At 56.8% G+C, this 15,290-nt stretch carries 26 protein-coding genes and 1 pseudogene; all 27 read right to left on the reverse strand.

The features are described from left to right. Nucleotides 1–5: 5 nt before the first annotated feature. The gene (locus HK44_RS01725; protein WP_019689880.1) at nt 6–443 is read right to left on the reverse strand and encodes a hypothetical protein; all 438 of its coding nucleotides are present in this window, start codon (nt 441–443) and stop codon (nt 6–8) included. Nucleotides 444–520: 77 nt separating this feature from the next. Then, nucleotides 521–1,309: a hypothetical protein gene (locus tag HK44_RS01730; protein WP_019689881.1), complete on the reverse strand. Its 789-nt coding sequence runs from the start codon at nt 1,307–1,309 to the stop codon at nt 521–523. Next, nucleotides 1,306–1,551 (reverse strand): hypothetical protein, encoded by a 246-nt coding sequence (locus tag HK44_RS01735; protein ID WP_019689882.1) that lies wholly within the window; start codon nt 1,549–1,551, stop codon nt 1,306–1,308. The genes HK44_RS01730 and HK44_RS01735 overlap by 4 nt, the downstream gene beginning before the upstream one ends. Then, nucleotides 1,548–2,207 (reverse strand): hypothetical protein, encoded by a 660-nt coding sequence (locus HK44_RS01740; protein WP_019689883.1) that lies wholly within the window; start codon nt 2,205–2,207, stop codon nt 1,548–1,550. Before HK44_RS01740 ends, HK44_RS01735 begins: the two co-directional genes overlap by 4 nt. Nucleotides 2,208–2,292: 85 nt before the next feature. Continuing rightward, a pseudogene (locus tag HK44_RS01745) lies at nt 2,293–3,039 on the reverse strand (RNA-directed DNA polymerase); the annotation flags it as partial. 370 nt (nt 3,040–3,409) lie between these two features. Continuing rightward, nucleotides 3,410–3,766, reverse strand: coding sequence for a four helix bundle protein (locus tag HK44_RS01750; protein WP_019689884.1), 357 nt, complete (start codon nt 3,764–3,766; stop codon nt 3,410–3,412). A gap of 53 nt (nt 3,767–3,819) precedes the next feature. Continuing rightward, nucleotides 3,820–4,440, reverse strand: a complete 621-nt coding sequence (locus tag HK44_RS01755; protein ID WP_019689885.1) for a DUF1566 domain-containing protein — start codon at nt 4,438–4,440, stop codon at nt 3,820–3,822. A 76-nt stretch (nt 4,441–4,516) separates the two neighbouring features. Then, nucleotides 4,517–5,032 carry a DUF1566 domain-containing protein gene (locus HK44_RS01760; RefSeq protein WP_024264684.1) on the reverse strand — a complete coding sequence of 172 codons (516 nt, stop codon included), beginning with the start codon at nt 5,030–5,032 and terminating at the stop codon, nt 4,517–4,519. Beyond that, entirely contained in the window at nt 4,962–5,150 is a 189-nt protein-coding gene (locus HK44_RS29515) for a hypothetical protein (RefSeq protein WP_242031531.1), read from the reverse strand. The genes HK44_RS01760 and HK44_RS29515 overlap by 71 nt, the downstream gene beginning before the upstream one ends. Nucleotides 5,151–5,498: 348 nt before the next feature. Then, nucleotides 5,499–6,137, reverse strand: coding sequence for a hypothetical protein (locus HK44_RS01765; RefSeq protein WP_019689887.1), 639 nt, complete (start codon nt 6,135–6,137; stop codon nt 5,499–5,501). Nucleotides 6,138–6,150: 13 nt separating this feature from the next. Further along, nucleotides 6,151–6,792, reverse strand: a complete 642-nt coding sequence (locus HK44_RS01770) for a lambda exonuclease family protein (RefSeq protein ID WP_019689888.1) — start codon at nt 6,790–6,792, stop codon at nt 6,151–6,153. Continuing rightward, nucleotides 6,789–7,685, reverse strand: a complete 897-nt coding sequence (locus HK44_RS01775; RefSeq protein ID WP_019689889.1) for a hypothetical protein — start codon at nt 7,683–7,685, stop codon at nt 6,789–6,791. The genes HK44_RS01770 and HK44_RS01775 overlap by 4 nt, the downstream gene beginning before the upstream one ends. A 7-nt stretch (nt 7,686–7,692) precedes the next feature. Next, the gene (locus HK44_RS01780) at nt 7,693–8,256 is read right to left on the reverse strand and encodes a hypothetical protein (RefSeq protein ID WP_019689890.1); all 564 of its coding nucleotides are present in this window, start codon (nt 8,254–8,256) and stop codon (nt 7,693–7,695) included. A gap of 156 nt (nt 8,257–8,412) precedes the next feature. Next, a complete protein-coding gene (locus HK44_RS01785) occupies nt 8,413–8,610 on the reverse strand; it encodes a hypothetical protein (RefSeq protein WP_019689892.1) in 198 nt (65 codons plus the stop codon). After that, entirely contained in the window at nt 8,607–8,792 is a 186-nt protein-coding gene (locus HK44_RS01790; RefSeq protein ID WP_019689893.1) for a hypothetical protein, read from the reverse strand. Before HK44_RS01790 ends, HK44_RS01785 begins: the two co-directional genes overlap by 4 nt. 246 nt (nt 8,793–9,038) lie before the next feature. Then, entirely contained in the window at nt 9,039–9,236 is a 198-nt protein-coding gene (locus HK44_RS01795) for a hypothetical protein (protein ID WP_019689896.1), read from the reverse strand. Further along, on the reverse strand, nt 9,233–9,394 hold the full coding sequence (locus HK44_RS01800; RefSeq protein WP_019689897.1) for a hypothetical protein: 162 nt from the start codon (nt 9,392–9,394) through the stop codon (nt 9,233–9,235). The genes HK44_RS01795 and HK44_RS01800 overlap by 4 nt, the downstream gene beginning before the upstream one ends. Further along, the gene (locus HK44_RS01805; protein ID WP_024264687.1) at nt 9,382–9,585 is read right to left on the reverse strand and encodes a hypothetical protein; all 204 of its coding nucleotides are present in this window, start codon (nt 9,583–9,585) and stop codon (nt 9,382–9,384) included. Before HK44_RS01805 ends, HK44_RS01800 begins: the two co-directional genes overlap by 13 nt. Continuing rightward, nucleotides 9,582–10,031 carry a hypothetical protein gene (locus tag HK44_RS01810; RefSeq protein WP_019689899.1) on the reverse strand — a complete coding sequence of 150 codons (450 nt, stop codon included), beginning with the start codon at nt 10,029–10,031 and terminating at the stop codon, nt 9,582–9,584. Before HK44_RS01810 ends, HK44_RS01805 begins: the two co-directional genes overlap by 4 nt. A gap of 334 nt (nt 10,032–10,365) precedes the next feature. Then, entirely contained in the window at nt 10,366–10,944 is a 579-nt protein-coding gene (locus HK44_RS01815) for a hypothetical protein (RefSeq protein WP_019689900.1), read from the reverse strand. Nucleotides 10,945–11,486: 542 nt separating this feature from the next. After that, entirely contained in the window at nt 11,487–11,930 is a 444-nt protein-coding gene (locus HK44_RS01820; protein WP_019689902.1) for a hypothetical protein, read from the reverse strand. A 74-nt stretch (nt 11,931–12,004) separates the two neighbouring features. After that, the gene (locus HK44_RS01825) at nt 12,005–12,160 is read right to left on the reverse strand and encodes a hypothetical protein (RefSeq protein WP_019689903.1); all 156 of its coding nucleotides are present in this window, start codon (nt 12,158–12,160) and stop codon (nt 12,005–12,007) included. Between the two features lie 595 nt (nt 12,161–12,755). Further along, a complete protein-coding gene (locus HK44_RS01830) occupies nt 12,756–13,001 on the reverse strand; it encodes a hypothetical protein (RefSeq protein ID WP_019689904.1) in 246 nt (81 codons plus the stop codon). 270 nt (nt 13,002–13,271) lie between these two features. Continuing rightward, on the reverse strand, nt 13,272–14,252 hold the full coding sequence (locus HK44_RS01835) for a P63C domain-containing protein (protein WP_019689905.1): 981 nt from the start codon (nt 14,250–14,252) through the stop codon (nt 13,272–13,274). 167 nt (nt 14,253–14,419) lie between these two features. Then, nucleotides 14,420–14,647, reverse strand: coding sequence for a hypothetical protein (locus HK44_RS01840; RefSeq protein ID WP_019689906.1), 228 nt, complete (start codon nt 14,645–14,647; stop codon nt 14,420–14,422). Nucleotides 14,648–14,685: 38 nt separating this feature from the next. Continuing rightward, nucleotides 14,686–14,874: a hypothetical protein gene (locus tag HK44_RS01845; RefSeq protein WP_019689907.1), complete on the reverse strand. Its 189-nt coding sequence runs from the start codon at nt 14,872–14,874 to the stop codon at nt 14,686–14,688. A gap of 70 nt (nt 14,875–14,944) precedes the next feature. Then, on the reverse strand, nt 14,945–15,247 hold the full coding sequence (locus tag HK44_RS01850; protein WP_019689908.1) for a hypothetical protein: 303 nt from the start codon (nt 15,245–15,247) through the stop codon (nt 14,945–14,947). Between the last annotated feature and the right edge of the window lie 43 nt (nt 15,248–15,290).

A 15,290-nucleotide genomic window follows, 5' to 3' on the forward strand; every position in this document is an offset into this window, starting at 1 on the left:
GGCGATCATGGGGTCACCTGCTGGCCGAGGTCAGCCAGCGCAAACACGATGCCGCGGCAGTAGTGATCCTCATCGTCCATCACATCAAAGGTGGAGTGCGGGATATCAGTTGAGTAGGTCCAGGAGTAGCCGTCCTCTCTGCACCAGAGCGCTTCGATCTTCATGGCGGTAGCTTTGCGCTTGAAGAACGATTCAAGCTCGTCGTCTTCCTCGATGTTCTCCCGATCTGGCAGCAATCCTTCTGCATCGACCAGTGCGGTGCCGCCGTTGTAGCAGCTGAACTCATCACGGATGGCACCTTCGAACTCCATCAGGTCGTCGCTGGCGCCGAACACGATTACCAGTCCGGCAGCCTTTGCTGCTTCGATATGGTCCTTGGTGATGTTGCGATGTGCTGGGTATTGAATACCGCTCAACTGTGTTGCGAGCTGTTCTTTGGTCATGACAAAGCTCCGCCAGGCCGCTATAGCGGCTGACTTTGAAGGGGGAGGGAGTTACTGCGGAGTTGAGAGCAGGTCGGTCAGCTGTTCGCGATGGATGGATTCAGCTCCTTGACCTTGTCGAGGCTGTCTTCGCCCTGTTGAGTGATTTCCCACAATGCCGGGCTGCGTTGAACTCGATTCAGCAGGCCTAGCTGGGTAAGCAGGTCAAACCAGTGGCGGCCAATATCTGCGCCCTGACCGTCATCGCAACACTCTTGAAACCGCTGCAACTTGCGGATCACTTTGTCAGCGAACGGCAGCACCACCGATACCGGCGCGGGCTGCGAGGTGTAGAGCGGCGTCTCAACCTTGCAGCAGATGTCGAAAGACTTGCCGCATTCATCCTTGGTTAGTACGGTTCCGTCTGCGTATAGCACAGCCACCGGCTCACCCTTCAGCCGCTCAATCTCGGCGCGCAGGGTGCTGCATTGGCGCAAAGCAGCATCACGCCCTCTGCGCATCACATCTACCTCGTCATGCAATCGCTCGTTCTCCGCCGTCAGCTGTGCGATGGTGGCTTGCAGTTCGGCGAGTTCGGGCGGGGCGGGATGCTCTGCGCGACCATACTTCAGAAAGTTGCAAACATCAGATACCCACTCGTTCCGCATGTATTCGTTCGGCATCCAATTGGATTCGTCGGCAGCCTTTTGGATGGTTTCCCAATCGACTGCATCAAGGTCAATGACATTGGGCTGGCGCTCGACGACAGGGGCGGCTATCAATGCATCAAGCTCTTTTGCTGCTCCGGTTTTCTCGGCGTCATGCATGTACAGGACGTGAGCAAGCCTCTCTGCCAGCTCCCGCGACACTTCAATTTTACTGCTCATTCGCTTGCTCCTACTGACTTCGGCTCAAGGCGCGCAAGACGCTCACGCAGGCTATTAATCTCGTCTTGGTACTGGTCAGCCAAGGTTGTCAGGTCATTGAAGTTAACCCAGTGGCCGTGTTTTTCTGGGACACGAATAACGCTGCCTTTTTCATCTTCGCCACCACGCCAAAAGTTGAAGCGTGGCAATTCGTGGACCTTATCCCAAAGGTCAAAGCCTTCACGCGTTTTTATGTTTCTCATTCGCTTGCTCCCGATTCTTCATAGCCTGACCCTTTGCAGGCATAACATGTTCCGCCTATGGGCATACCATTACTGTAAGCCTGCCCAGTTCCGAAGCAGGCTGAACATTTGTCTTCACTTGCTCCTGATTCGGTGGGCTTAGTCAGTGCGTTTATCGACTTGACCACATTCAGAATGTGCTGGGCCTGAGTTTCCATAGTCTGATCAGACTTGTTTTGTTGGCATGTCGAATCAGAATCCGCTTGCTGCCAATAAACCTGACCGAGACTGAATGACCGTCTAAGAGCGCTTTCAACCATGGCGACGATCTCGGTATTACAGGCTGCATTCCGCTGCTCGGCGGCTGTCAGGCGATGTTGCAGGTTGTCTCGGCTGGCTTTGAATTCGTTTCGCGCACGTTTGCTATTGCTGGCCGCCTCTCCAGCTATGGCACGAACACTTGCCAGCTCTTCCCGCAGCGCATCACGCTCTTCCTTGAATCGCTGACCTTCTTTATGCTTGCCGTGTACTGAGTTGGAGTTGATCTCAACGTAACGCTTTTGGCGCTCAAGCTCTTCCCGCAGCGCAGCCTCGCGGGCCAGGGCGGCGTCATAATCAGATGCTTTGACCCACTCAATTCCGTCGTCACATATCTTGAATCGCTTCACTTCGCTCATCCTGCAATCTCCATCGATACCAGATCATTCACGGCGGCCCCGTGCGGCTCTTTGCGTCCAGCCAGGAACGACATGACAAGAGGGGCAACGGTTGCAGGATGGTCTTCGTCGGGTTCAGCTTTGCGCCAAGGTAGGGCAGGAACGCTTCAACCTCTGTCAGCCAGGCGTTGAGCTGTTGCGGTGATTCATGCAGAAACACGAAGTCGTCGACGTAGCGAACGTAATGCTTGGCGCCGAGCTTGTGCTTGGCGAACTGGTCCAGCGCGTCGAGGTACACGTTGGCAAAGAATTGCGATGACAGGTTGCCGATCGGCAGACCGAGGCGTGCCGGCTGCGCGGTGAGGCGTTTGTGCTGCGGTACCCGGTTGAACAGATGGGCCGGGCTGCGCACTTCATAGTCTTCGCGAGGGTCGTGCATCAGGATCTGTTCGGCGAGTGCCAACCACCAAGGTTCGGTGATCTTGGCGGCCAACTGCTTGCGCAGGACCTCTTTGTCGATCGCAACGAAGAAGTTGGCCAGGTCGCACTTCAGGTAGAAAATCGGCTTCGACCAGTTTTGACTGGCGCTGCGGATTTTTGCCTCAAGCCGTTTAGCAGCGTACAGCGTGCCGCGCTCTGGGATGCAGGCGCAACTGTCCGCTATGAAGCTGGCGTAGAAGCGCGGTGCCACACGGTTGTACAGCAGGTGGTGGACGACGCGGTCCCTGAACGCTGCCGCCCAAACCTCGCGGGCTTTCGGGCGGGTGACCACGAAGCATATCGAACGGCCTGGCCGGTAGGTGCCGGCGATCAGGTCGTCGTGTAGACCGATCAGGTTCTTCTCCAGGTCCATCTCGAAAGCCAGTGCACTGGCGCTGTTGCGCTTCGTGCGGCGGCAGTCGTAATAAGCCTGAACAAGCTCGCTGAACGGGTAGGGACCAACATTCGAATCTGCGGACGGGGCGGACGCGGAGCTCGTTGTTCTTGTCGTTGTTGTTGGAGTTGCCATCATCGAAGTTCATGTTGAATGCGTTGTTGGCGGAGCGCTGCGACCTATCGTGCTATCTACGTCGCCAAGCCGAAGGCAGGGCCGATCAGCGAGGAAACTACGCGAGACCTGCACGGACGCTTTAGACCGTCGGTATCTCTGATGCGTATGGCGGTGACCCAGAGGTCAGCGGCACGACCAGATTCAATTCGCACAGACCTGAAAGCCGTGACTCTCAGGTGGCGGGCGCGGTTGGGGTGGAGCGTTTCCAGGCATTGGCCTGTTTGCCGATTGAGGTGGTGACCTCGATCGCGGTGGCGTGCTGCCCGACACTGATGAACCGGCTCTCTTTGAAAAGCCGCATCAGGAACTCGATCACCTGGACCTTCTCAACCAGCAAGGTCAGGTGTGGGCGCTTGTCCCGGGTCGAGTTAGCCCGGGCAATCAACATCAGCACGTCGATGCACTCATCGATGACTCGCTTTCCGAGAGACTGCTTGAGATCTCGGGGTATGTTGCGAGTGAGGTTCGTGGCCATCTGAAGCAGGCCGAGCGAAGCCTTATAGATGCTCAAATCCGTGTGCATCGCCATTCGGCAGCTCTCCAAGAGCAACCGGCCGCAAGCGGCCGGATTAAATAAGCGAATTAATCAATCAATTGACTGCGGACGGGGCGGACGCGGAGCTCGTAGCTCTTGCCGCTGGTGTCGGAGTAGCCATCATCGAAGAGCATGAGGAATGCGTAGTCGGCGGAGCGCTGCGAAGATGACCAGTACCAGGTTGGTTTAAAGGCTTCAGCGCCACCAGCCTGGAAGGCTTCCATCGTGGTCTGGGCTGGCGAGTCTTCAGTGTGAAGCAGCCCCACAGGCTCGCTGTTCGGGTTGTCACCGCTGCGACCGTACTGCCAGTTCGTTTCGGTTGTCGGCTTGAAGAGGCGGTATTGCAGCTCTTGCACGTCTCGGGCCGGGATCGCCCAGTCGGTGAAGCCGCCGATATCCAGAGCTAGCACTTGCTGTGCTAGTTCGCTGCCAGCGGCCGCCATCGCTTCGGTGTTGGCGCGGCTGCTGGTGAAGCTGTTAGCACCCTCGATCTTTTCGCCGTACTCGCCCCAGGCACCGCTCAGTTCGTGCGCGGCGCCGGCGGTGATGTTCAGGTAGCGCTTGCCGGTGTCCGGGTCACGGGTGATACCAGAGAAGAAGCCGCCGCCGTAGGCTTGGCCGATTTCCGGGATAGTTATTGCTGGCGCTGCTTGCTGTGCTGCTGACATGGTCTTTCCTCTTTTCGAAGGCAACAAAAAAGGCGCTGCTGCGCCCGGTGCCGATCAAGAACGAATGATTGAAGGATTAAATAAAGAATCTGCGGACGGGGCGGACGCGGAGCTCGTTGCCCTTGTCGTTGTAGGTCTGAGTGCCATCAGCGAAGGTCATGCCGAATGCGAAGCTGGCGGAGCGCTGCGAACTCGACCAGTAGCAATCCTTCGCGAACAGTTCCGGCACGTTCACCCAGCAGTGGTACAGCTCGGCACAGGCTGGCAGGTAGAAGTCGTGATGACCGTCTGCCTGGTGTTCGGCGCATGCATCTGCTGCTGGATACTTTCTCTCGTCATCGTTGCCAATCAGTACCTGCGTGTTGCTATAGCCGTCGGTCTTGCTGAGGCCTTCCACCTCAACTCCACGGCCACCCCACTCAAGACTGCCGACATCCTTGGCTGCGATGATCAGGTAGTGCGCCGGCACATCGCCACGAGTCGCTACCAGACCTCCGTTGAAACCACCTTGGCCGGGCCACTCAGCGCCGAGCGCCGGGATGTTGGTTGGTGCGATTGGCTGGACTGTTGGTTGGTGCGATTGGCTGGACATTCGCAGCTGGCGGTAGCACCAGGGCAAACGTACTGGCCAGCGCCAGTTTTGCCAGTTGTGACGCGGGCATCTTGATCGTGGTGTCGCCGTGCTTGAGGGTGATCATTTCAGGTTTCATCGTGATACCTCTTTATGTGAAGTTGAAGTTATTCGTCGTGGCAGATGCGCAGAGCCTCTCGGTTGTAGGCGAGCTCCAATTTGCGCGACACGTTTTCGGGTATTGCGTAATTGTGTCGCGGAGGTGCGAAGAATGGCGCTGAACCCTGCGGTCCGAGGGCATGCAGATGATGTAGGGCCAAGGTCATTGCCTCGCCTTGCTCATCGATCTGGTGCCACTCCATCAAGTCGGCCAACACCTGCCGGGACCGGCCATGGCATGCATTCGCAACTCTTCCTCGCCGCGAGTCTTTCGTCTCGCCGCAGCCTTGGCTGAGCGGTCTTTCGGTTCGGCAGCCATCGTCAACTCCTATCGCTTTGGCTCTTTCGCGAAAAAGGCCGGCTGAGGGCCGCTGCTAGCCTTCGGATAGTCAATATCGAACTTTGCCAGTAGCCGCTCGAAGTTTTTGGCGGTGGATTGGATGCTTTCTCGCGCCTTATTTCTGCTGAATCCGAGTGCTTTGAACTCCTTGATCATCTCGGCGTTCTTGGCGTCCCGCTCATCATCAACAATCTTTCCGCCCTTGTTGGCCCGGGTATGTGCTGGCTGGAACTTGAAGTCACCCTTCTTGGCAATCCTGTTCAGCTCGCGGAGCGGAATCCCTGTGCACAGAACTGCTTGTGCGTAGGTCATGGTCTCAGCCAGGCAACGGATATGTTCCACCTGTTCAGCCTTAGCCTGTTCGCGCATTGCCGCCCGCTCTTCGCGCTCGATGTCGCGCTGAGCCAGCTTGTCGAGCCATTTAGGCTCAACTGCTTTCTGGACTGGCTTGACCTTCTTGCGTGGTGGCGGCTCATGGCGAATCGGCGGAGGGATGAAGTTCGGCCCTTGCAATACCTCAATAGTCCCTCCTTTGTTCAAGAAGGCTTCCTGAAGTAGGGCCAGTTCGTGGCGTTGAGGGTCGAGCATCTGGATCATGGAAAGCTCAGTGCTGACGTATGCGTTCATGCTGCTTTACCTCTCACGCCGCCTTTTTCATAAGGCGAATGACCATGTCATCGACACCGCGAAGAAAGTCGACTATCTCGACTTCGTAGTCTGCGATTGCCTTTTCATTGCGCTCGACGCGGTGAATGAATAGCTGTAGATGCTCGGGCATGCGCGGATCGAACGAGACGAAATCAGCGAACTCCGCATCCGATGCCCACATGTTGTGTAGGATCTGCGGGGCATGCTCTGGTGGTAGGCGATCAGCTTCAAGGTAACCAAGGTGCGTGGCACTCTTCGGGCACTTGGCTTCCCATACGCCTTTGCGGCCCTGGTCCTCGATGAACCCATCCACGCTGCAACCGGCCATGAAGTCGGTCAGGCAGATGAATCCGCACTCTTGAACGATCAGGCCAGTTTTCTGTTCGTAGGCCATGCGGGCGAACGGCTCTTGCTCGGTGCCCCACATCATTTCCTTGCTGACGAAGAAGTCATCGGCGGGTAGGCCGGTTAGACGCTCAAGGCCAAGCTGGATTCGGTAATCGCGCCGCGTCGCTGCTTCGCCTGATTTGATTGCCGCCAGGATGTCCTTGGCGCGCGAGCCGGTTGCGCGTCCTGCACGGTCCTGCTTCCATTCAAGGGTGCCCTGGGCATGAGTTGAGATAGTGGATTTCATTGGGGAATCTCCTCAAATTCGACTTCGTCATCGGCATCCGACTGTTCCGGCTCCGACTCAGCTTTAGGTGCGGAGGCTTTCAGCACTACGCCGCGAGCACCGACCGCCGTCTTAAATGCATCGTAAGAGGTCATGTCCTTGACCTCATTGATGGCCGAAACGCCGGCCTTCCATACCTCGGTGAGAGCTTCCGGGGTTGCCGCTGCGTTGGCTTGGGCGATCCAGTGAGCGGCAAGTTCTGGATCATGCGGCGCCGGGCCAGGCTTCTGATTGGTGGTCTGGGTACCTTCCTGCGGCCGAAGCTCTTCCGGCAGGTCTTCAATGTCCTGCGTGAAGATGTCCGAAGCGGCGGTTACGTTCAGCGTCATGGCGATCATGGCGCGCTTGCAGGCCATCTTTAGAATGGTGTTGGCAAGATCGGCGGCCTCGGTGCGGACCTGATCTGCGGTGTTGCCGTTTTTGTAGTACTTCTTCCGACGCAGGTTTTCCGGGGTTGCGTTCAGCTCCGCCTTGCAGATCACGGCACGCCACTTGTACTTTTCTTCGTTGGACGAGCATTCTCCAACGCCTTCGCCCAAGGCTACGCCGGTCGTCTGGTGACGCCCCATACAGGTGACGCGGTAGCGGGCCTCGCCTTGCACTGACAGGTCTTCGATCTTGTATTCCTGCGCCACCCGGAAGGTCACGCACAGCACCTCAGCGCCGGGCTTGTAGAGGGTCGGCTTATTGGTGCCAGGGATGGTGCCGTAGTGGGTCTCACGCTTCATGATGTCTCGCATCACTTCCTGCACCAGGTTAACGCGCTGGCGAATCTCGACGGCAGAGAAGCGGTGTGCCTCGGCGGCGGTAAGGCCAGAGGTCTCGCGCGCTGGCATTTGGATAATCTCGTTCATGACGACCTCAGTAGGTGATAGCGATGGCTGGAATCTTGCGCTGAGCGATGAGGGTGATCGCCTGCTTCGCGCATTCCTCGGTCATACCGCCAGCAACAAAAGCGTCGAGTGCCGCGCGATTGATCTTGGCTTTGTGGGCCTTGTCAGCCTCGCGCAGCTTCTCTTGGCGCAGGATCTCGTCGGCGGCGGCCTTCTGGCGGGCGATCTCGTCTTGCTTGGCCTTTTCAACTGCAGCCTTCTGGTTCTCGATGGCTGCCAGCCGATCACGCTCGGCCTTTTGTTCGGCCTCTATCTGTTCACGCTTTGCCTGCTCAGCCTTGCGCTCAGATTCGGCGGCAGCGAGCTTCAGATCGTTCTCGCGCTTCTCGGCGGCAACCTTGGACTTGCTGACCTTGGCGGCCAGCGAGGCGATACGGTCGCGGCCCTTGGCGGTGGACAGGTCCGGTACCTGGGAGCCTACTTCCTCCTTCACCGCTTGTAGGAATGGCTTCAGGCCGTCCTTCACGTAGATGGCCGGAGCATTGGCTTCGCTGATGTCGTCGATGGTGACGGCAAGCTGATTGGCGGACATGGGGATTCCTTGCCGCCATGCAGGCAGCGCTTGAAGTTATTGTTTATTGAGTGACGCGATCAGCGAGAGCACCGAGCAGCATCAGGAAGGTGAAGACGGCGAGAGCAGGGAAGGAGCCGCGCCAGATCAGAAGTCGGCGTGCGCGTTGGTGAGAGGTCATGGCTTCAGCTCCTCGTCTGGGTCAAGGCCGAACTCACGACAAAGCGCATATGCCACGCCCGATCCGACTCCAAAAATATCCATGAAGAGAATCCAGCGCTGATTCATGTATCCGCCGCGCCGTTTCCCGCGCATGTTTCGCATGACACTTTCCAGCAGCTCGCGCTCAGTGTATTCGCATCCTGAGAGCATCATTCCGCCACCGCCTCAGCCAAGCTGATCTTCTTCCACGATGGTGGCAGCTTTACGGCTGCGATCTTGCCGTCGTCGTTGGCTTGCAAGATGCTCAGGATCATGTGTTCCATGCCCTGTGGCACTTTAGCGTTACAGAGTTGGCCGTCGACTTCGATGATGATTTGCACGATCGAGATGTTCATCGCGACACCGCCACAGGCAGGCTGATCTGCCGAGGCGCGCCGGTTTCTTTGAATAGGCTGTATTGCATGAGCCAGATGGTCAGGCCACAGGCGAGGATCCAGTAGAAGGTCTTCATTGCTACTCCCTCCAATACTGAATCGGCACAAAGGTGTATTGCCCTGGTCCGTGCCGATGGACCCGCCACAGGTCCAAGTCGATGCGCTTCAGGAGTTCGTCGAAGGTGCAAATGCGAGTGGCGAGGCGTTTCATGGAGACACCTCAACCAGCCGGCCTCTAGGGTCTATATCCCAGTCGCCCTCCATGAATGCGCCGTTGTCACGGCAATGATGACGCCAGCTGCCTTTCACTGGGCATTCAAGCTCGCATACGAGGGTTTCGCGCGGACGCTTGAGAACCCCTTCCAACTCTTCGTCGATCAGGGTTTTTACCAGGGAAGTTGTCATTCCGGATCTCCATGCCGATCGTGTCGGGCGTCGTCGAAGCCGAGCTGCCAGCTGAACGCCTCGTTACTGCCGTACTCATACGGGTTGCAAGTGGTCTTGCCGTAGGCCAGGAAGCCTTCGCCGTACTTGCAGTTGGGATTCACAGTTATCTTGAGCATGCAGACAACTCCTTGCGCTGCCGGCTGATCTTCAGCAGCTTGGCGCTGTAGTGGTGGAATTCTTCGGCGGTGATGTCGCTGGCGGTGAAGTGGCGGACGATCAGGCCCTCAGTGAGGGTTTCGTCAAGATCGGTCGCCTCTGGCAGTTCAAGGGCTTCCAGTGCCCGGTCGATGGCGATGTGCGGGCTCAAAATCCGCACCGTCGCTTTTCATGGTCAGCTTCGCGCTTGGCCTCGATGTACTCGTCGACCTTGCTCTCGACCAGCGCATCAGCCAGGGCATGAATGACCGTGCCTTCGCCCTGATGAGGCCCTAGCGCCGAGACTGCCCACTTGTACAGATGGTCATCCGTATGGCCGCGACGGACGATCTCGATCAGGATCTTTTCGATTCCGCACTCCTGGTCTAGCTGGGCTTCCATGTGGGTGACCACGGAGCGGACCAGATCCTTGTGCCGGACCAGTTCGCGCTCACGCCCCCAAGGGTTCGGGGCATAGGCGGACCCTTGGTCCATAAGGTCCTCTATTGCCGCCTTCTTCCACTCGGCGACGTCTTGCTCGTCAACCGGCGCCTCTTCGTCTTCCGGAGGCAGCATGTTGTCGTACCGCGCCTGGCAATCTCTCAGTGCTTCTTGCATGGCCGAACCCTCCGACGTTTAACCGCTGGCACGAACACGCACGCCAGGCCGTAAAGCTCTGCATTCGAAAAGCATGTACGCAGGAGAAGCGCGTCGGCTTCACGGTTGCGCGGGATGCTGGTGTTCATGATTTCCTCCAACTGTTTGGTTGCTGAAAACACTCGGCTGCACTCATCCATTCCACTGGTTGCCGTTGGGCGTGGAGGGGAGTGCATGCGGGTGGATTCGGAGGGAAGTGGGTGCAGGCGGCCGGCACGTCCCGGCACGTATCAGGTCTGGCCACGCCGACTCGCGCAGCCCCTCGATTCACCTGCAAAGAAGAGCAATAAATGAATTAACGAATGAATAATCTGCGGACGGGGCGGACGCGGAGCTCGTTGACCTTGACGCCGCCGTAGTAGGAGTAGCCACCACCGAAGACCATGGTGAACGCGAAGTCGGCGGAGCGCTGCGTGCTGGTCCAGTACGCCCCTTTGGTAATCAGTCCATTCACCCACACCTGGTGCATATCTGCAGGTGAGCCTAGGAAGAAGTCATGGTGACCGTCGGCGGTGTATTTGGCGGCGGCGTTGGCGGCAGGGCGATCACCTTCCGATACAAGCTGCTCGGTGTTCCTCATGCCGTCCCACTTGCTTGTGGCGCCAGATTCGATACCGCGACCGCCCCATGCGTGCTCACCGACGTCCTCGGTGGCGAGGATGAGGTAGTGGAAAGGAGCACCTTCGCGAGCTGGAACTGGGCCGCCATTCACACCGCCTTGGCCGGGCCAGTAATCGCCCAGCGCCGGAATGAAGTCGGTGGCCTGAGTGTTGGCTGGCGCGGCACCGACAAGGCCGGTCAGCACTTGTAGAGCCAGCGCGGCGCAAGGAGTGGTTAGTGTGGTTGCGCCGTGGTTTACGGTAATCAGTTGCATGATTGGGTTCCTTGTCGGGATTGTTCGTTGCCTTCCCACTGCCGACGATCCATCGACACTGGTGAAAATCGTGGGTTTACGCAGCTTGAGCCGAGCGGGTGTCGGGCAGCTTCGGGCTTGGCGCGTCTTGCGTGATGAAGACGTAAAGCCAGAGAAGGGCGATCATGATTTGTGCTCCATGGGAGTGAATGAAGAAAGCCCGAGGGGTAGTCGGGCTTTCCAATCAACCAGACCGCAAGCCAGAAACAGCTGGCCGCGATCTGTGAGCCGGTCGCACTCTGCTGGAGTCGGCGACCGGGTGTTTCGTCAGTGGTGTGATGCAGGGGGCCGCATTGCGCGGTGTGGACTCTTCCGCATCGGGGTGTGATCTGGCAGGGATTCGAACCCAAAAGACTTACGTCGATTTCGGCAGCGCTACCTAGTCGACCGCACCGGCTATACCGGGCACCCTGATCCGCCGAGTGAAACTCCAGATCACACCCCGATGCGCTCTCATAGAGAGGATCGGGCAGTTTTCGTCAGACTGACGTGGCGCTGGTTGTTCAGCCTTCACGAACTCGGCTGATCGAGTTCGGCTCATTCAGAAATGGCGACAACCTCAGCTGAAGCATTTTCACGTGGTCGGCCTGCTGGTCGATCAGACCGCGAATGTCTTTGACTTCGTAGAACTGCATCAACTGCTGAACCTCCGTGTCGGGCATTGGAATTGTCCGTGGCTTCATATCTGCCACGCGCACGGTGTAAACCTTGTCCTCGCTTATCCCGCAGACAATCACACGAGCTACTGCTTCCATGTTGCCCTTGTGAATCGTTGCAGTTGGCGGGGACTGGATCGGCACATCCACCCAAGTGTTCGACTGATAGGTGCCGACCACCTTGTGGGTGTAGATCTCGTTCGGCACGCCGTGGCGTTTCATCTCGATCAGCGCGTAATCGCCAAAGCTGGGGAACGATGATTTAGCTAAGTCGTAATTGAATTCACTCATTTGTGACTCCCGTTGATTTCCAATGCCGCCTCATCGAAGCGGCATCAGTAAATCTGTGGGTATTGCCTTTCTCCTCAGTAACCCAGCCAACCCAGCACTTCTTCACCGCTGTATTCTTCGCGGTCGCCAATGTCCTGCATGAACTCGACGAACGATGAACCGTGCTTGTCGATCTCTCGGCGAGCTTCTTCTCGGCTGACGGTGGCATCGCAGGCTTCTTGGTAGTTCATGGCGCTGCTCCTTTTCGGGGTGATTTTCCAGATGACCCTGTCGCCAAGGTCATCGAGGAAATCTGTTCGCCGTGACCCGCTACTGGCGTCGGCCACTGGCTTGAATCTCTTGTTGTTTGTCTGATCGCGGCTCTGCCCATCAGAAAACTGTTTTCGGTGCTTTACGCTGCACACCCGGGTCAGTTGCCAACCCTCTGAACCGTTAGGCCGGTTCATCGCTGCCTTCTTGCTGGCCGGTGTTGATCCGGCAGTCTTGAAGCTGGTGCATCTAAAGAGCGGTCGGTCCTTTTCAGGCCCTTCGCTGCCGGTCCCTTGTTAGGTGCTCGGTGGCGATGGGTGAAATATAGGATAGCCTTTATTTCGAGTCAACAGGCTTGCCTTTATTTTTTTGCTCGGGCACAAAAAATCCCGCTCAGTGGCGGGATCATAAATTCGGGTGGGATGTCAGGGGCGTAAAAAAGCCCACACGATGGCGGGCCAATGCCGAGAGAAAGGAGTTTAAGACTCGGCGAACTCAGTGTAAGCGGTATATGCGGTATTGCAAGGCGAGAACCAAAAAGCCCGCGCTGGACGGCCTCATCTATCCGGGACTGGTTCAGTCTTCTGGATCGATCTCTTCCTCTGGTTTCCACCTGGCAACCAGGTTAGCCATCAGCTCGGCAATGGCGTCACTGTTGTCCGCCAGTACCTCTAGATGCTCGCTGACTCGGCCATATGTATCCGTGGAGCCGCGCTGATCAATCCAGATGCTGATCTCTTCGATCGCGCAACCGAGCGCCATGATGTTCTGGTTGAGGCGGTAGAGCAGGGCGGGGGTCGGATCGTCGGGAAGGGTCGGCATGGCATTTCCTCCATTAGAGAAGGAAAGGGTAGCAGCGGCCAAAAAAATGGCCCGCATGAGGGCGGACCTAAGGGAATCCTTGAAGGGAGTGTCACTGATACGTCAGCTGAGGTCAGTGTAGGTCGAAAGGAAGAGGGCGCCAGGTCGATACGAAAAGCTCCGTACTCGGCGGGCTTGGCCATTCAAGGAGCCTCGCCCCTATGCGTGAATACCGATTCAATAATATAAAAGCCCGGCGCTGGGCCGGGCTTGAGGCGAAATGCGATCTTCCTAGTCTTCAGCAAGTTTCAGGTCGAGCTCTTGTTGTGTACCAAATCTCGCGGAAAATTTCTTTTCGTAGTCAGCGCTTGAACTTGATGACTCGGCCATCTCCAAAATGCGGCCCATGTGAATACGTAGTGCTCGAGCGCCAATTTCATTGAGGAACTGGAAGAGTTTCTTCTTTTTTGGGTCTCGATCCCTCAGAGCGCGGAGTAGCTCAAGAATCTTTCCGCTGCTTTGAGCGAGGGGATAGTAAATGTGCCGGCGAGTGAGGTGCATCAACTTCCATGGTTTACCTCTAGCGGGCACTGGAATTTGGTAGAGTCGGTGCCAAGCAAGATAGAGCTCATTAGGGAATTCCTGCTCGTACTTCCGAGCCTCTTCCTGCACAAAATGTTTGAAGGCTGCAACGATTTCTTCTCTGGTTCTGTCGAACCCGGAAAGAGCATAAACCAGTCCAGTAATACCAGCTTTTGCCGAGGCGTTCAGGATGATGTGAGCTTGCCTGGCGGCGTTGACCTGGGACGGCAGCAATTTCCCGTCATTTTCGACCGCAATTACTACCTTGCAGATATCGATAAGGATTGTTACATCATAGCCATTAAGCTGCCTAGGCGGCTGATTGTGGCCCACGGGAGGCCCTTGAAAAACAAGAGGATTATCTAACTTTTCGCGGAGTTCTGGCCCGACGTAAGCAGATATCGTTTTCCCGCTTACGAAGCGTGGAAGACGACTCCCCCCCTCCCCAAGACCTAGCGCTTCACCCATACCACGCTGGCTTATTACCGCTGTCTTCCTATCGTCATCAAGAACGTAACATTCGACGTCGAATCCAAAATCGGTGCTGAAATTTCCTTTGTGCGTGGCGCGCATTGGCTTATCTCCCCAGCGAGCTGCAGCGGCTTTCTTCGCTATCGCTTTTCGCTCTGCTTCCGTTAGAGCTTCCGCTCTTGCTATACCGCCTTTAGCTTTTCCAGATGGTTCCGACATGCAAGCATCCTCACTTTTGTATGCTTGCATAGTATTGGTATGGGCTGGGGAAGTGCAAGCATAAAAAAGGCGCCATGCTTGCAAAGCTGGCGCCTCTGTAATTTCTTGTGCTATTCGGTTTTTCGGATGCTTATGTTTAATAAATATACAAATCCCCGCCACCCCACCTACTCGGCCTTCCCCCGCACAATCCTTCCCGCTTTCACCTCATCAGCATACGAAGTCAGCCGATCCGCATCCTCATAGAGTCTGCCGACCAGCTGCATCAGCTCCAGAGCATCAGCGTCACTGATCCGTTGCGCCAGCCTGCCGAGGTCAATGCAGGACTGTTCAAGGTTGAAGGCGATCCCTTTCAGGTCGCGCCTCAGGTCCTGCTCAGGTTTTGTCAGACCCATGATGACCTCCTACAAATCCCCGCCGCGCCAGTTGGCATTCAGCCTGCCATAGCCATTCTCAGCACTATCACAGCCTCAAGTAGCTTTTGTACCTGGGTCACGACAACCGAAGCCAGATCGTCACTCCCTGCTACTTGAAGAGCGTCCACAACATCGAGCAGTTTCTCCACCTCGACCTCGATGGCGTGGACGGATTCGCCTATATGGTATTGAAGTGAGTGCGCCATCTTGGTCAATCCTCGCGCTAGATCTCCTACAAATCCCCGCCGCACCAGATGACTCGGCCCAAGAGGCTCATCAGGCTTCTTCGGCCAGCCTCAGAAGATGGGTATATACCGTCTGGGCATCTGCAAACCTCAGGTGCCCACAGCTGGAGCAGGTGAGCTGAAAGGCAGCCGTGTAACCCCTTGCCAAGCCTTCGAATCGTATAGGAGTGGCCTTTCCCTTCAGGCTTTCGAGAATCCATTTCGAGGAGTCGCAGATCCAGCAGGACTTCATATGCCCAATTTCCTTGAGCGCGGCGCTTACCGCCGAAGATGGAAGATCAACTATCTTTTCCAGATCCTCGACCTTGTCCCTTTTTTTCTTGATGCCTGACATATTGACCTCTCTACTATCGGGAGTTTGGCTTGCATCGCTGCGC

Source organism: Pseudomonas fluorescens HK44, assembly GCF_000217955.3.
Taxonomy (GTDB): Bacteria; Pseudomonadota; Gammaproteobacteria; order Pseudomonadales; family Pseudomonadaceae; genus Aquipseudomonas; species Aquipseudomonas fluorescens_AQ.

What these genes read in the sequence shown, in the direction of transcription:
- HK44_RS01815 (WP_019689900.1), bottom strand. Translation starts at nt 10,944, where the DNA reads ATGCAACTGATTACCGTAAACCACGGCGCAACCACACTAACCACTCCT.
- HK44_RS29515 (WP_242031531.1), bottom strand. Translation starts at nt 5,150, where the DNA reads ATGAAACCTGAAATGATCACCCTCAAGCACGGCGACACCACGATCAAG.
- HK44_RS01755 (WP_019689885.1), bottom strand. Translation starts at nt 4,440, where the DNA reads ATGTCAGCAGCACAGCAAGCAGCGCCAGCAATAACTATCCCGGAAATC.
- HK44_RS01840 (WP_019689906.1), bottom strand. Translation starts at nt 14,647, where the DNA reads ATGGGTCTGACAAAACCTGAGCAGGACCTGAGGCGCGACCTGAAAGGG.
- HK44_RS01760 (WP_024264684.1), bottom strand. Translation starts at nt 5,032, where the DNA reads ATGTCCAGCCAATCGCACCAACCAACAGTCCAGCCAATCGCACCAACC.
- HK44_RS01835 (WP_019689905.1), bottom strand. Translation starts at nt 14,252, where the DNA reads ATGTCGGAACCATCTGGAAAAGCTAAAGGCGGTATAGCAAGAGCGGAA.
- HK44_RS01785 (WP_019689892.1), bottom strand. Translation starts at nt 8,610, where the DNA reads ATGATGCTCTCAGGATGCGAATACACTGAGCGCGAGCTGCTGGAAAGT.
- HK44_RS01740 (WP_019689883.1), bottom strand. Translation starts at nt 2,207, where the DNA reads ATGAGCGAAGTGAAGCGATTCAAGATATGTGACGACGGAATTGAGTGG.
- HK44_RS01770 (WP_019689888.1), bottom strand. Translation starts at nt 6,792, where the DNA reads ATGAAATCCACTATCTCAACTCATGCCCAGGGCACCCTTGAATGGAAG.
- HK44_RS01850 (WP_019689908.1), bottom strand. Translation starts at nt 15,247, where the DNA reads ATGTCAGGCATCAAGAAAAAAAGGGACAAGGTCGAGGATCTGGAAAAG.
- HK44_RS01800 (WP_019689897.1), bottom strand. Translation starts at nt 9,394, where the DNA reads ATGCTCAAGATAACTGTGAATCCCAACTGCAAGTACGGCGAAGGCTTC.
- HK44_RS01765 (WP_019689887.1), bottom strand. Translation starts at nt 6,137, where the DNA reads ATGAACGCATACGTCAGCACTGAGCTTTCCATGATCCAGATGCTCGAC.
- HK44_RS01795 (WP_019689896.1), bottom strand. Translation starts at nt 9,236, where the DNA reads ATGACAACTTCCCTGGTAAAAACCCTGATCGACGAAGAGTTGGAAGGG.
- HK44_RS01825 (WP_019689903.1), bottom strand. Translation starts at nt 12,160, where the DNA reads ATGAACTACCAAGAAGCCTGCGATGCCACCGTCAGCCGAGAAGAAGCT.
- HK44_RS01750 (WP_019689884.1), bottom strand. Translation starts at nt 3,766, where the DNA reads ATGGCGATGCACACGGATTTGAGCATCTATAAGGCTTCGCTCGGCCTG.
- HK44_RS01775 (WP_019689889.1), bottom strand. Translation starts at nt 7,685, where the DNA reads ATGAACGAGATTATCCAAATGCCAGCGCGCGAGACCTCTGGCCTTACC.
- HK44_RS01725 (WP_019689880.1), bottom strand. Translation starts at nt 443, where the DNA reads ATGACCAAAGAACAGCTCGCAACACAGTTGAGCGGTATTCAATACCCA.
- HK44_RS01790 (WP_019689893.1), bottom strand. Translation starts at nt 8,792, where the DNA reads ATGAACATCTCGATCGTGCAAATCATCATCGAAGTCGACGGCCAACTC.
- HK44_RS01780 (WP_019689890.1), bottom strand. Translation starts at nt 8,256, where the DNA reads ATGTCCGCCAATCAGCTTGCCGTCACCATCGACGACATCAGCGAAGCC.
- HK44_RS01810 (WP_019689899.1), bottom strand. Translation starts at nt 10,031, where the DNA reads ATGCAAGAAGCACTGAGAGATTGCCAGGCGCGGTACGACAACATGCTG.
- HK44_RS01735 (WP_019689882.1), bottom strand. Translation starts at nt 1,551, where the DNA reads ATGAGAAACATAAAAACGCGTGAAGGCTTTGACCTTTGGGATAAGGTC.
- HK44_RS01830 (WP_019689904.1), bottom strand. Translation starts at nt 13,001, where the DNA reads ATGCCGACCCTTCCCGACGATCCGACCCCCGCCCTGCTCTACCGCCTC.
- HK44_RS01730 (WP_019689881.1), bottom strand. Translation starts at nt 1,309, where the DNA reads ATGAGCAGTAAAATTGAAGTGTCGCGGGAGCTGGCAGAGAGGCTTGCT.
- HK44_RS01820 (WP_019689902.1), bottom strand. Translation starts at nt 11,930, where the DNA reads ATGAGTGAATTCAATTACGACTTAGCTAAATCATCGTTCCCCAGCTTT.
- HK44_RS01845 (WP_019689907.1), bottom strand. Translation starts at nt 14,874, where the DNA reads ATGGCGCACTCACTTCAATACCATATAGGCGAATCCGTCCACGCCATC.